The organism is Serratia sp. S4, from assembly GCF_000347995.1.
In the GTDB taxonomy this organism is placed as follows: Bacteria; Pseudomonadota; Gammaproteobacteria; order Enterobacterales; family Enterobacteriaceae; genus Serratia; species Serratia quinivorans.
Genome location: NZ_KB661120.1, coordinates 1,396,818 through 1,410,140 on the forward strand (window position 1 = coordinate 1,396,818; position 13,323 = coordinate 1,410,140).

Annotated in this window: 13 protein-coding genes and 1 riboswitch; of the genes, 10 read left to right on the forward strand and 3 right to left on the reverse strand. The window is 55.7% G+C overall.

Annotated elements, in window-relative coordinates; all coding sequences use genetic code 11:
- The 4 genes from bioB to bioD are packed head-to-tail and all read left to right on the forward strand — an operon-like array spanning nucleotide 1 to nucleotide 3,613.
- Nucleotides 1-1,038, forward strand: coding sequence for a biotin synthase BioB (gene bioB, locus SERS4_RS0107255; RefSeq protein ID WP_012005745.1), 1,038 nt, complete (start codon nucleotides 1-3; stop codon nucleotides 1,036-1,038).
- Entirely contained in the window at nucleotides 1,038-2,189 is a 1,152-nt protein-coding gene (bioF, locus tag SERS4_RS0107260; protein WP_017891970.1) for an 8-amino-7-oxononanoate synthase, read from the forward strand. The genes bioB and bioF overlap by 1 nt, the downstream gene beginning before the upstream one ends.
- A complete protein-coding gene (gene bioC, locus SERS4_RS0107265) occupies nucleotides 2,173-2,940 on the forward strand; it encodes a malonyl-ACP O-methyltransferase BioC (protein ID WP_017891971.1) in 768 nt (255 codons plus the stop codon). The genes bioF and bioC overlap by 17 nt, the downstream gene beginning before the upstream one ends.
- Nucleotides 2,933-3,613, forward strand: coding sequence for a dethiobiotin synthase (gene bioD / locus SERS4_RS0107270; RefSeq protein WP_017891972.1), 681 nt, complete (start codon nucleotides 2,933-2,935; stop codon nucleotides 3,611-3,613). Before bioC ends, bioD begins: the two co-directional genes overlap by 8 nt.
- 57 nt (nucleotides 3,614-3,670) lie before the next feature.
- On the opposite strand, the gene SERS4_RS0107275 is transcribed toward bioD, so the two are convergent.
- Nucleotides 3,671-5,341 carry a hypothetical protein gene (locus tag SERS4_RS0107275; RefSeq protein ID WP_017891973.1) on the reverse strand — a complete coding sequence of 557 codons (1,671 nt, stop codon included), beginning with the start codon at nucleotides 5,339-5,341 and terminating at the stop codon, nucleotides 3,671-3,673.
- Between the two features lie 190 nt (nucleotides 5,342-5,531).
- A complete protein-coding gene (locus tag SERS4_RS0107280; RefSeq protein WP_012005750.1) occupies nucleotides 5,532-6,242 on the reverse strand; it encodes an ATP-binding cassette domain-containing protein in 711 nt (236 codons plus the stop codon).
- A 1,138-nt stretch (nucleotides 6,243-7,380) separates the two neighbouring features.
- On the opposite strand from SERS4_RS0107280, the gene uvrB reads away from it, so the two are divergent.
- Together uvrB and SERS4_RS0107295 are read left to right on the forward strand one after the other, a co-directional pair.
- Nucleotides 7,381-9,393, forward strand: a complete 2,013-nt coding sequence (gene uvrB, locus SERS4_RS0107290) for an excinuclease ABC subunit UvrB (protein ID WP_017891976.1) — start codon at nucleotides 7,381-7,383, stop codon at nucleotides 9,391-9,393.
- Between the two features lie 107 nt (nucleotides 9,394-9,500).
- Complete coding sequence (locus tag SERS4_RS0107295) at nucleotides 9,501-9,758, forward strand: VF530 family DNA-binding protein (protein WP_012005752.1); 258 nt, start codon at nucleotides 9,501-9,503, stop codon at nucleotides 9,756-9,758.
- 4 nt (nucleotides 9,759-9,762) lie between these two features.
- On the opposite strand, the gene yvcK is transcribed toward SERS4_RS0107295, so the two are convergent.
- Nucleotides 9,763-10,680 (reverse strand): uridine diphosphate-N-acetylglucosamine-binding protein YvcK, encoded by a 918-nt coding sequence (yvcK, locus tag SERS4_RS0107300; protein WP_012005753.1) that lies wholly within the window; start codon nucleotides 10,678-10,680, stop codon nucleotides 9,763-9,765.
- Between the two features lie 260 nt (nucleotides 10,681-10,940).
- A riboswitch (molybdenum cofactor riboswitch) is annotated at nucleotides 10,941-11,083 on the forward strand.
- Here yvcK and moaA point away from each other — a divergent pair.
- The 4 genes from moaA to moaD all read left to right on the forward strand — a co-directional run bounded on the left by moaA (nucleotide 11,070) and on the right by moaD (nucleotide 13,323).
- Nucleotides 11,070-12,056 (forward strand): GTP 3',8-cyclase MoaA, encoded by a 987-nt coding sequence (gene moaA, locus SERS4_RS0107310; RefSeq protein ID WP_017891979.1) that lies wholly within the window; start codon nucleotides 11,070-11,072, stop codon nucleotides 12,054-12,056. Its footprint overlaps the riboswitch before it by 14 nt.
- A 27-nt stretch (nucleotides 12,057-12,083) precedes the next feature.
- Complete coding sequence (moaB, locus tag SERS4_RS0107315; RefSeq protein ID WP_017891980.1) at nucleotides 12,084-12,596, forward strand: molybdenum cofactor biosynthesis protein B; 513 nt, start codon at nucleotides 12,084-12,086, stop codon at nucleotides 12,594-12,596.
- A 5-nt stretch (nucleotides 12,597-12,601) separates the two neighbouring features.
- A complete protein-coding gene (gene moaC / locus SERS4_RS0107320) occupies nucleotides 12,602-13,081 on the forward strand; it encodes a cyclic pyranopterin monophosphate synthase MoaC (protein WP_012005756.1) in 480 nt (159 codons plus the stop codon).
- Complete coding sequence (gene moaD, locus SERS4_RS0107325) at nucleotides 13,078-13,323, forward strand: molybdopterin synthase sulfur carrier subunit (RefSeq protein WP_017891981.1); 246 nt, start codon at nucleotides 13,078-13,080, stop codon at nucleotides 13,321-13,323. Before moaC ends, moaD begins: the two co-directional genes overlap by 4 nt.

Below are 13,323 nucleotides of genomic sequence, written 5' to 3' on the forward strand. Positions count from 1 at the left end.
ATGGCCGATCGCATTCACTGGACAGTGGGTCTTGCCCAGACCCTGTTTGATAAACCTTTGCTCGAATTGTTATTTGAAGCCCAGACGGTTCACCGTCAGCACTTTGACCCGCGTCAGGTACAGGTGAGCACGCTGTTATCAATCAAGACCGGCGCATGCCCGGAAGACTGCAAGTATTGCCCGCAAAGCTCGCGCTATAAAACCGGCCTGGAGTCGGAGCGACTGATGCAGGTGGAGCAGGTGCTGGAATCGGCACGTAAGGCCAAGGCGAATGGATCGACCCGTTTCTGCATGGGGGCGGCGTGGAAAAACCCGCACGAGCGCGATATGCCTTACCTGCAGCAGATGGTGCAAGGGGTGAAGGCGATGGGCATGGAAACCTGCATGACGCTGGGCACGCTGGATGGCACGCAGGCAGAACGGTTGGCGGATGCCGGGCTGGATTACTACAACCATAACCTGGACACCTCGCCGGAATTCTACGGCAATATCATCACCACTCGCAGCTATCAGGAACGTCTGGATACCCTGGGTAAAGTGCGCGGCGCGGGCATTAAAGTCTGTTCCGGCGGCATTGTCGGGCTGGGCGAAACGGTGCGTGACCGCGCCGGGCTGCTGGTGCAGTTGGCCAATCTGCCGACGCCACCGGAGAGCGTGCCGATCAACATGCTGGTGAAGGTCAAAGGCACGCCGCTGGCCGATAACGAAGACGTCGATCCGTTTGACTTCATCCGCACCATTGCGGTGGCACGCATCATGATGCCGGCTTCTTACGTGCGTCTTTCCGCCGGCCGTGAGCAGATGAACGAGCAAACTCAGGCGATGTGCTTTATGGCCGGTGCCAACTCGATCTTCTATGGCTGTAAACTGCTGACTACGCCAAACCCGGAAGAAGACAAAGATCTGCAACTGTTCCGCAAACTGGGCCTGAACCCGCAGCAGACCGAAACCGAGCACGGCGACAACCAGCAGCAACAGGCGCTGGCTGCGCAGTTGATGCAGGCGGATACCGCTGAGTTTTACAACGCGGCACTGTAATGAGCTGGCAACAACGCATTGAACAAGCGCTGGAGGAGCGGCAACAGAGCGCCGCTTACCGCCGCCGTCAGGTGAATCAGGGCGGCAATGGCCGCCATATTCAGCTTAATGGCGAGCATTACCTGAATTTCTCCGGCAATGACTACCTTGGCCTGAGCCAGGAGCCACAGGTGATCGCCGCCTGGCAGCAGGGCGCGCAGCAGTATGGGGTCGGTAGCGGTGGCTCTGGCCACGTTACCGGTTTTTCTACGGCACATCAGGTGCTGGAACAGCAACTGGCGGACTGGCTTGGCTACCCGCGCGCGTTGCTGTTTATCTCGGGTTATGCCGCCAACCAGGCGCTGCTGGCGGCTCTGATGCAGGCCGAAGATCGCATTTTAGCCGACCGGCTCAGCCATGCTTCTTTACTGGAGGCGGCTGCCCACTCACCGGCCCAGTTGCGTCGTTTTCGTCATAATCAGCCCCAGGCGCTGGCTGATTTGCTTGCCAAACCCTGCGACGGCCAAATGTTGGCGGTGACCGAAGGGGTATTCAGCATGGACGGCGACAGTGCGCCACTGGCGGAGCTGCATCGTTTGACCCGCGCGGCAGGGGCCTGGCTGATGGTCGATGATGCCCACGGTATCGGCGTGCACGGCGAGCAGGGGCGCGGCAGTTGCTGGCAGCAGGGCGTACGGCCCGAACTGTTGGTGGTCACTTTCGGCAAAGCCTTTGGCCTCAGCGGTGCCGCAGTGTTGTGTGATGACTCTACCGCCGAATATTTGCTGCAGTTTGCCCGCCATTTGATTTACAGCACCGCGATGCCACCGGCACAGGCCAGCGCATTGCAGGCAGCGTTGCATTGCATCCGGCAGGGTGACGAATTACGTGCCCGGCTGCAGGATAACATTCAGCGTTTCCGCCAGGGAGCGGCCCAGTTGTCGCTGACCCTGACGGAGTCGGTGACCGCCATTCAACCTTTGCTGGTGGGCGATAACCAACGAGCGCTAGATCTGGCGCAAAACCTGCGCGAACAGGGTCTGTGGGTGAACGCCATTCGCCCGCCAACGGTGCCACCGGGTGGTGCGCGCCTGCGTATTACCCTGACGGCGGCGCATCAACCGCAGGATATCGATCGTCTGCTGGAGGTATTGCATGACGTCAGCATTTGAACCGTTCAATAAGCAGGCGGTGGCCTCGGCCTTCAGCCGTGCCGCTGGCAGCTATGATGCGGCGGCGGTGCTGCAGCGTGATGTTGGTGAGCGCTTGCTGGGGATGGGACGGGATCAGCGGGGTGAACAACTGCTCGATGCTGGCTGTGGTACCGGTCACTTTAGCCGCCGCTGGCGTGAACTCGGCAAACAGGTTACCGCACTGGATCTGGCTCCCGGCATGCTGGCGTTTGCCCGTCAGCAGCAGGCGGCGGATCATTATCTGCTGGGGGATATCGAAAATGTGCCCTTGCCCGACGCCGCCGTGGATATCTGCTTCAGCAGCCTGGTGGTGCAATGGTGTAGCGACCTGCCACGCGCGCTGGCGGAGCTATACCGGGTTACCCGCCCCGGCGGTGTGATCCTGTTTTCTACGCTGGCACAAGGATCGCTGGGCGAACTGGGCGACGCCTGGCAGCAGGTGGACGGCGAACGTCATGTGAATGATTTTCTGCCGCTGGCGCAGATTAGCGCAGCCTGCGCCGACTATCGGCACCAGTTGGAAGTGGAGTGGCAAACCTTGAATTACCCGGATGTGATGGCGCTGATGCGATCGCTCAAGGGGATCGGGGCGACCCATTTGCACCAGGGGCGTGATGCCGGGCTGCTGTCGCGCCGACGGCTTGCGGCCTTGCAGGCGGCTTACCCTTGTCGGCGCGGGCAATTCCCGCTCAGTTATCATCTGGTTTATGGAGTGATTTATCGTGATTAAGCGTTGGTTTGTCACCGGTACCGATACCGAAGTGGGCAAAACCGTGGCCAGCAGCGCCTTGTTGCAGGCGGCGAATATGGCGGGTTACCGCACTGCCGGTTACAAGCCGGTGGCCTCCGGCAGTGAGATGACCGCCGAAGGGTTGCGTAACGGTGATGCGTTGGCGTTACAGGCTAACGGTTCAGTTGCGCTAAGTTACCAGGAAGTAAACCCTTACGTTTTCGCCGAACCGACCTCGCCGCATATTGTCAGCGCCGATGAAGGGCGGCCGATCGAACTGGCCCGGCTTTCCGCCGGATTACGCCACCTGGAACAGAAGGCCGACTGGCTGCTGGTCGAAGGCGCCGGAGGCTGGTTTACGCCGCTTTCTGAGCAGCATACCTTTGCCGACTGGGTACAGCAGGAGCAACTGCCGGTGATTTTGGTGGTGGGCATCAAACTGGGTTGCATTAACCATGCGCTGCTGACTGCGCAGGCTGTCAAACAGGCGGGGTTGTCGTTGGTCGGTTGGATCGCCAATGACGTTAGCCCACCGGGCCGCCGTCATCAGGAATATCTGACCACGCTGCGCCGCATGCTGCCAGCGCCATTGCTGGGAGAGATCCCCCATCTGGCCGAACCCGAACGGCAGGCTTTGGGGCACTATCTGGATTTGAGTGTTTTATCCCTTTGAGCGTTAAATCCTCCGTCCACGGACTCACCGTGGACGGAGATAACCTGACTTGCTATTTTACATGGCGGTGATGCAAGCATTGTCGAAGTAAAGTACCCCGTTTTTCGCTAAGGCGTACAAATTGAAAGACAAAATGACATGGGTTGCCCAAACCGGCACTTTTCGTCGGTTGGCGTTAAAACGGTATTCCTTAAACTCGGCATAATCACTGGCATTGAGAGTGCCATCCCAGGCGGCCACATCTGATTTAGCGACGATCGATACGCCGTTACTTTCCGCCTCCTGAATACAGGCATAGCGCAGCGAGGCGAATAAATTCCCTGATCCCCCATTCAACGTTTTCAGGGTAAAACAGGCTCCCAACTGTTCATATTGCGATACCGGAACCACTACCCGCACTCCGGCACTGGAGTTGGTATTTCCCAGTTTGGTCACTTTTAGCGCATTGCTGCCATTAACGCCTGCGCCGGCCTCAATAGTCAGGGTAATGGCGTCCGAGATAAAGGGGTTGCTAACGTTTCCACCGGAAACTTCCCAACCTATCGGCTTGGTCGTAAACGAGAAATTACCGTCTTTAAGCTTGTTATTATTGGCGGTGGTCAAAGTTTGAATGCCTTTGCCGCCACCGCCGCCATCCAGCCGACTGTTTTTAATCACAAAGTCGCCGGTACCGCCAAAATAACGGCCGGTCGCTGTTCGCACCCCATAGAACTTAACGTTGTCTACGATAATTCCGCTACTGCCTGCTTCGGCGTAAAAACAGTAGTCTTGGGCCAGAGTGGTTTGCAGCGTAATGATCTCCCCACCCTGAAGGAGTAATGACGCATTCTGGTTGGCGCTACAGCGGAAGGGGAAATCAGAGAGTGGGCTATTACTATTACCGAACTCAATATGGCAGCCGTGCAACTCAACGCTTCCAGCTTCTACATTTACAATCGCACCCGCATAATCTATTGATGTGCCGAAGAAACGAAATGCGCCATTTTGGTTCTGATTGCCGATAGCCAATCCCTGAGAGTTGCCAATAGTGCCACCGAAGAAGTTGATCCCTTCCCCAAAGTTATGATCGATAGGATCTTTATCACCTGTTTGTGATGGTGGCACATTAGTGGTTTTAGCGGCTGGCATATGTACGCACTCATAGCAACGGACGATCTCACAGCCATAGTGATGCCCAATGTACGCGTTGGTGCCAAAATACATGCCGTAATAGAAACCGGAAATATATACGTTATTAACGGAAAAATTTCCCAACAGGCTTTCCGGTGATTGGAACACTATCCCATCTATAAAGTTATATGCTGTCTTTTGACCGGGCACTTCAGACTGAGTTGCCCCAATCCCCTTGACGGTAAAGTTCTTTAAGATTGGTGCAGGGCGAATGGGGATCCCGATATCCAGTGTTTCAGCCGACGTATAGCAGCGCAGGAAGTAGTTGTGGTCGTTTTCAGTCCCGTTGGGGATATTGGTGGTGATATTTACACCGTTGCCGTCAATATAAACGTAGCCGACATCGATATCGGTCTTGGGAGCCGTCCACACCTCAAACGGCGCGGTGAATTTTACAATTGTTGGTCTTTTTAATGTGCCTGTAATAAAGGTTTGTGCCTTGAGCAGCTCATCGCGAGATTTGACGTAAATCCCCTCAACATCAAGACGATCTTGCAAAGTCCAGATCTTCCCGTTCAGGTCGCTATATTGGATAAATTTTGCATCGTTATCGGCCATGGTCTATCCCTCAGTTCAAGTTAACGGTTGTGAAAACCCGTTGAATATGGAGGGAGCGTTTGGTCATTTCCAACAAACGGAGTTTGGTCTTCGCTGATACAACACAAGGCGAAATGAGTGGTGCGGTTCTGAAGGCGTTAGTCTGGGATAAGCCATGAGAGGGGTGTGCAATATTGCACACCCCTGCCAGTCACACTGCCAGATAGGCATTAATCAATTCCTCGTCCAACTGTTCGAGCGTGCCATCGGCTACGCTGCGCCCTTGATCCATCAGGCAAAAACGGTCCGCCACCCGACGAACAAACGGCAGCTTGTGTTCCACCAGCAGGATGGTCATACCCAGTTCGCGGTTGAGTTTGCGGATCACGTTGCCGATATCGGCCGCGATCGTGGGCTGTACACCGCTGGTGGGCTCATCGAGGATCAGCAACTCTGGCTCCAGCACCAGGGCGCGACCAATCGCCAGTTGCTGCTGCTCACCGTCGCACAAATCGCCGGCTCTGCGGCTGCGCATCTCTCGCAGGTTGGGGAACAGGTTATAAATCAAAGGCGGAATGCGGCGGTTTTTATCGCGGCCGGCCATCAGCGCTACCTGCAGGTTTTCCTCTACGCTGAGCTGCGAAAAGATTTGCCGCCCTTGCGGAACATAGCTGATCCCCAGCGCAGTGCGGGTTTCCACCGGTTGCTGCAGCAGGTTTTGTGGCGGTTCATCCGCCAACTGCCAGGTCATGCTGCCGCTGACCACCGGCAAATGGCCCATGATGCAGTTCACCAGCGTGGTCTTGCCCACGCCGTTACGGCCGATAAGCACCGTGCACTGGCCGCGCGGCAATTCCAGATTGATGTCCCACAGGGTATGGGTTTGCCCGTAAAACTGATTCACTGACCTTAAACTCAACATCCGGCATTCTCCTCAAAGAATCGTATTCCACTCCTTACCACCGTTTTCACGGTAGCGGTTTCTTTCCCGAGTGTTTTAATGTCCAGAATAAAATGCTGAATGACTGCCTTTTACCAGGCAGTTTAAATTCGGGTAAAACAAGTGATACATAGGCAAAAATCGCAGTTATTGTCGGCTTGTCCGCGCTCTCTGGTCTTTATCAAGTAAAGAGCGGTTGTTTTACTTCCGTCTGTCCGCTAAATGACAGCGGATAATTCCGCCATTACATCCCGGATATTTATCCCGATCGTACTTTTGCCACCCAAGGATAATGCAAGCCTTGGGCCAACTTTATAAAACCGTTAAAAACAGGATTGTTATTGCCTTGTTAACGGTTTTTCGCGCCAGGACAGGGCTGGCGGACCAAGTGAAAATAGAGGGGAAAGTTAACGCGGACGATTTTTGCACTCTTCCAGTGCTGCGAAGAATGCTTATGGTGCAAACTATTTCGTCGGTTGTAGCAAGATGCATCAGGTGACGGCAGCAATGAGATAAATCCGTTTTTGGCAATGGGGCTTTTTAGCATTAATCGGCATAACCAAAGCGATATTATTGTGAAAAAATAACTAAAAAAGTCATCTTGGCGGACAGAAACGGCAAAAAGCGCTCTTTCTGCAACTCCCAGCCGGGGCGGGGTGGTGAGAGTTATCCACCATTCCTGTGGATAACCTTGTGCATTAGATTGAGAAAACCGGTTTAAAGCGAGAGCGGACGCGGGTTGTGTTCGCTTTGTCCGCAATCTCGTCTTTTTTGTAAAGTCATTAATTATCAATATTTTAACTAAAATCAAGCGGCCAATCTATTGATGAAGTCTCTATGTATGATTTTTGGCCGCAGTGCTATCAATAAGTTAATTCGTGACGGATTTTGGGGATAAATCTGTTATTGACAATAAAAATGTCACGCGGCTGTAACCCCGACGGTGCATTCAGCCTGATTTGACGCACGCTAAAGCGACGAATCGCTTGAAGCTGGTTTTATATCCAGTATCATGGGCACTGGCAAAAATCGCCGGGGCTTTCCATAATTAGAGGCCATCAATTGAGCATTAGCTCAATGGCCGCCTGAGCGCGCACATCTCCACAGGGTAGCCGAGTCCATGAGTAAAGTTTTCAAACTGCATTCCGAATTCAAACCGGCCGGCGATCAGCCGCAGGCCATCAGCAAGCTGGAAGAGGGCCTGGAAGACGGCCTGGCACACCAGACGCTGCTGGGCGTTACCGGGTCGGGCAAGACATTTACCGTCGCCAATGTGATAGCCGATTTGAACCGGCCCACCATGGTGCTGGCACCTAACAAAACGCTGGCGGCGCAGCTGTACGGCGAGATGAAAGAGTTCTTTCCCGAGAATGCGGTCGAGTATTTTGTGTCTTACTACGACTACTACCAACCGGAAGCCTACGTACCCAGCTCCGACACCTTTATCGAAAAAGACGCTGCGGTGAACGAACACATCGAGCAGATGCGTCTTTCCGCGACCAAAGCATTGCTGGAGCGGCGCGATGTGATCGTGGTGGCGTCGGTCTCGGCGATCTACGGTCTGGGCGATCCTGATCTGTATCTGAAGATGATGCTGCACCTGACCAAGGGCATGATCATCGATCAGCGTTCGATCCTGCGTCGTTTGGCGGAGCTGCAATATGCCCGTAACGATCAGGCCTTCCAGCGCGCGACCTTCCGCGTACGTGGCGAGGTGATCGACGTCTTCCCGGCAGAGTCGGACGAGCTGGCACTGCGTATTGAACTGTTTGATGAGGAGGTCGAGCGGCTTTCGCTGTTTGATCCTTTGACCGGGCAGATCGAACAGGTGGTCCAGCGTTTTACCATTTATCCGAAGTCGCACTACGTGACGCCGCGCGAGCGGATCCTGCAGGCGATGGAAGAGATCAAAGTGGATCTGGCCGAACGGCGCAAGGTGCTGTTGGCCAATAACAAGCTGCTGGAAGAACAGCGCCTGACGCAGCGCACCCAGTTTGATCTGGAGATGATGAACGAACTGGGCTACTGCTCCGGCATTGAAAACTACTCGCGCTACCTGTCCGGGCGTAAAGAGGGCGAGCCACCGCCGACGCTGTTTGATTATTTACCGGCGGATGGCCTGCTGGTGGTCGATGAATCCCACGTCACCATTCCGCAAATCGGCGCTATGTACAAGGGCGACCGTTCGCGTAAAGAGACGCTGGTAGAATACGGTTTCCGCCTGCCGTCGGCGCTGGACAACCGCCCGATGCGTTTTGAAGAGTTCGAAGCGTTGGCCCCACAGACGATCTACGTGTCTGCCACGCCGGGCAAATATGAGCTGGAGAAGTCCGGCGACGATATTATCGATCAGGTGGTGCGCCCTACCGGCTTGCTGGATCCACTAATAGAAGTCAGGCCGGTGACCACCCAGGTGGATGACCTGCTGTCTGAAATTCGCAAGCGGGTGGCAATCAACGAACGCGTACTGGTCACTACCCTGACCAAACGCATGGCGGAAGATCTGACCGAATATCTCGAAGAGCACGGCGAGCGGGTACGCTATCTGCACTCGGACATTGATACCGTGGAAAGGGTCGAAATCATTCGTGACCTGCGCCTGGGCGAGTTTGACGTGCTGGTGGGTATCAACCTGTTGCGTGAGGGGCTGGACATGCCTGAGGTGTCGCTGGTGGCGATTCTGGACGCAGATAAAGAAGGCTTCCTGCGTTCCGAACGTTCGCTAATCCAGACCATTGGCCGTGCGGCGCGTAACCTCAATGGTAAAGCGATCCTCTACGGTGACAGAATTACCGACTCGATGGCCAGGGCGATAAGCGAGACCGAACGTCGTCGCGCCAAACAGCAGGCGTTCAACGAAGAAAATGGCATCGTGCCGCAGGGCCTGAACAAGAAAGTTTCCGATGTTCTGCAGTTGGGTAAACCGGGTAACCGTGGCAAGGGTCGAGGGAAGGGCAAGGCGGCGGAAAACGCCGCGCAATATCAACACCTCACGCCAAAAGCCCTGGATCAAAAAATCCGCGAGCTGGAAGCGCAGATGTATACCCACGCACAGAATCTGGAGTTCGAGTTGGCGGCAGGCTTGCGTGATGAGATCCACCAGCTGCGCGAGCAGTTTATCGCTATTTCGTGACCGGTTGGGGCGCCGCCAGGGGTGGCGCTGCCAAACATAAAATCCTTGTCGCCTCCGCCAAAGCTGATTATGGTGTGCGGCCAATTGACAACTACGAGCCGCAGACCATGACCGAACACCAGTCCAAAGACCCGATGCACGGCGTCACTCTGGAACAACTTTTAAATAAACTGGTGGAGAGCTACGGCTGGTCAGGGCTGGCTGAACGCATTCGCATCAACTGTTTCAGCAGCGATCCCAGCATTAAATCCAGCCTGAAGTTTCTGCGCCGCACGCCGTGGGCGCGCAAGCAGGTGGAAGATCTTTATATCGATATGGTCGAGAAGGCCGCCAGCGATAACCCGTGGTTGCGCGGCGGCCAGTAAAGCCTTAACCGCGGGCACCCAACTCGATCAAAGCCTGATCCAGCGCCTGGCGCAGCAACTGACGGTCGTGGCGGTAAGGGATATCCGTCGCTTCCAGCGGTTGTTTAATCACCACCCGATCCTGTACTTCGCTGGCATCTACCGTCGGCCCAACAATCAGCGCGTCGATCATCCGGCGGCCAATTTTCTCTTCCATCAGCTCCAGCTTGTTTTTCAGCGTCAAGGCGGCTGCCGCGACGCTTAGCTCACGCCCCAGATTGCCGATATAAATCATATTGGCACTGCTGCGGCGCAAGGCTTGAGTCAGGTCATCGAGCAGCAGCAGCGGCATCAGGCTGGTCAGGAAGCTACCTGGCCCAATCAGGATCACGTCGGCCTGTGCGATGGCATCCAGCGCTTCGCGTGTCGCGTTGACGCGCGGTGACAGCATCAGTTCCTGCGGCATGTCAGTCAGTTGATCGACGTTCACTTCACCATAGACGTGGTTGCCTTCATGGTCGTGTGCCATCAAATCCACCGGCTGCTCAGACATCGGGATCAGCGCCGCGTCGACCTTCAGCAAGCTGCGTACCAGATTGATCGCCTCCAGTGGGCGCACGCTGAGATGATCCAACGCCTTCAACATCAGGTTACCGAGGTTATGCCCCGAAAGTTCGCCATTGCCGCTAAAGCGGTACTCGAACATCGCCGAGGCCACGCTCGGTTCGGTGATCAACTGATTCAGGCAGTTACGGGTATCGCCCCAGGCAATGCCGCCTTCCGAGCGGCGAATACGGCCAGTGGAACCGCCGTTATCGGTGGTGGTGACAATACCGGTTAAACGGGATCCTAAAGACGACAGGGAAGACATCACGCGGCCAAGACCATGACCACCACCTAATGCCACCACCCGATCGAGATCGGCCAGGGTACGATTACGCATAAATTTCCTTACAAAGGGGCTTAACTGCCCGCATAAAGTAGCGGATTTGGCGTAAAAACGCGAAAAAGAGTGTGATTTGCGTGATTCCGGTCAATTCGTCTGCGTAAAGGACGTTTATCATGGTTTACCCGATTCAGAAGCGCATAAAAACGCTGTATACACAATTATATAGCGAAATTGGGCGTTGGCTATCGCCTTTGTTTAGCGCTAGAATTCTGGAGAAAACCACGGTTTCGTTCCGGCTACTCAGGCAGCGGGAACTGAAACCAAAACTCCTAGCCTCTGGGCCTACGTTGTTCTTGAGAACAATATGGCGCTTGGGCCGTGGCGAAGTCAGCCACCAGGGTGCAGAGCGGAAACGCTCGCATCTCCCGACTTTGGAAGGTGTTATGGTGCCGCAACTCATTGATGCTTATGAGCGCAAATTCTATTACTTGCGCCTGTCGATCACCGACGTGTGTAACTTCCGTTGCACCTATTGTTTGCCGGATGGCTATCGCCCTAACGGCAGCCCGAAAACCTTCTTGTCGCTCGATGAGATCCGACGTGTCAGCCGTGCCTTCGCCGAGCTGGGCACCGAAAAGGTGCGCCTGACCGGCGGTGAGCCTTCGCTGCGTCGCGATTTTACCGAGATCATTGCCGCCGTGCGTGAAAATCCGGCCGTTCGCCAGCTTGCCGTGACCACCAATGGCTACCGCCTGGCGCGCGACGTTGCCGGCTGGCGTGACGCCGGCCTGACGGCGATCAACGTCAGCGTCGACAGTCTGGACCCCCGTCAATTTCACGCCATTACCGGCCAGGACAAATTCCGCCAGGTGATGGAGGGCATCGACGCCGCCTTTACCGCCGGGTTCAGCAAGGTCAAGGTCAACGCGGTGCTGATGCGTGACGTTAACCATCAGCAACTGGGCGCTTTCCTGCACTGGATAAAAGACCGTCCGATCCAACTGCGTTTTATCGAGCTGATGGAAACCGGTGAGGGTGGCGACTTGTTCCGCAAACACCACGTGTCTGGCGAAGTGATCCGTTCGCAACTGGAACAGCAGGGTTGGCAACTGCAACCGCGCGGCCGCAGCGACGGCCCGGCGCAGGTGTTTAGCCACCCGGATTACCAGGGTGAAGTGGGTTTAATCATGCCGTACGAAAAAGATTTCTGTGCCAGCTGCAACCGGCTGCGGGTTTCCGCCATCGGTAATCTGCACCTGTGCCTGTTCGGTGAGCAGGGTATTAACCTGCGCGATCTGCTGATGAATGACGGCCAGCTTGAAGAGTTGAAGGATCGCATTCAGGGCGGGCTTCGGACCAAAAAGCAGACCCACTTCCTGCATCAGGGCAACAGTGGCATCACGCAGAATTTGTCGTTTATCGGCGGATAAATTTTTCCAATTGCACGGGAGCAAGCAATGAGTCATGCCAGCAGTGAATTCATTCCGGCGCATATCGCTATTCTGACCGTTTCGGACAGTCGCGGTGAAGCGGAAGACACCTCGGGCCAGTATCTGCAGGAAGCGGCGCTTGAGGCCGGGCATCAGGTGGTGGATCGCGCCATCGTCAAAGACGATAAATATCAAATCCGCGCGCGAGTCTCCGCGTGGATCGCCGACGAGCAGGTTCAGGCCGTGCTGATCACCGGGGGCACCGGTTTTACCGCCAGGGACAACACCCCGGAAGCGCTGCTGCCGCTGTTCGATCGTGAAGTGGAAGGGTTCGGCGAACTGTTCCGTATGGTGTCCTATGAAGAGATTGGTACTGCTACTATTCAGTCGCGCGCATTGGCCGGAATGGCCAATCAGACGGTGATTTTTGCCATGCCTGGCTCGACTCGTGCCTGCCGCACCGCCTGGGAACGCATTATTGAAGAGCAGTTGGACGCGCGTCACCGCCCGTGCAACTTCCTGCCACATTTGAAGAAATAAAAACTATGACGCAGCTGACTCACATTAACGCCGCGGGCGAAGCCCATATGGTCGACGTTTCCGCCAAGGCAGAGACGGTGCGCGAGGCGCGCGCCGAGGCCTTTGTTGAAATGTTGCCGACCACGCTGGCGATGATTATCGAGGGTAGCCATCACAAGGGTGATGTGTTTGCCACGGCGCGCATTGCCGGTATTCAGGCGGCGAAACGCACCTGGGAGCTGATCCCGCTGTGTCACCCGCTGATGCTGAGCAAGGTCGAGGTGCAATTGGAAGCGCAGCCGGAACACAGCCGGGTGCGGATTGAAACCTGCTGCCGGCTGACCGGCAAGACCGGCGTCGAAATGGAAGCCTTGACCGCCGCTTCGGTGGCCGCATTGACCATTTACGACATGTGCAAGGCGGTACAAAAAGACATGGTGATCGGCCCGGTGCGGCTGCTGGCGAAAAGCGGCGGTAAATCCGGTGATTTTAAGGTGGAACTATGATTAACATTCTGTTTTTTGCCCAGGTACGCGAGCTGGTTGGCACCGGCGATCTGTCGATGCCGGCGGATTATCCAACGGTAGAGGCGCTGCGTAAGGCGCTGTGCGCACGTGGCGATCGCTGGGCGCTGGCGCTGGAGTCAGGCAAGTTGCTGACGGCGGTAAACCAATCCCTGGTGGCCGCCGAACATCCGCTGCGTGCCGGTGATGAAGTCGCTTTCTTTCCACCGGTAACCGGGGGTTAA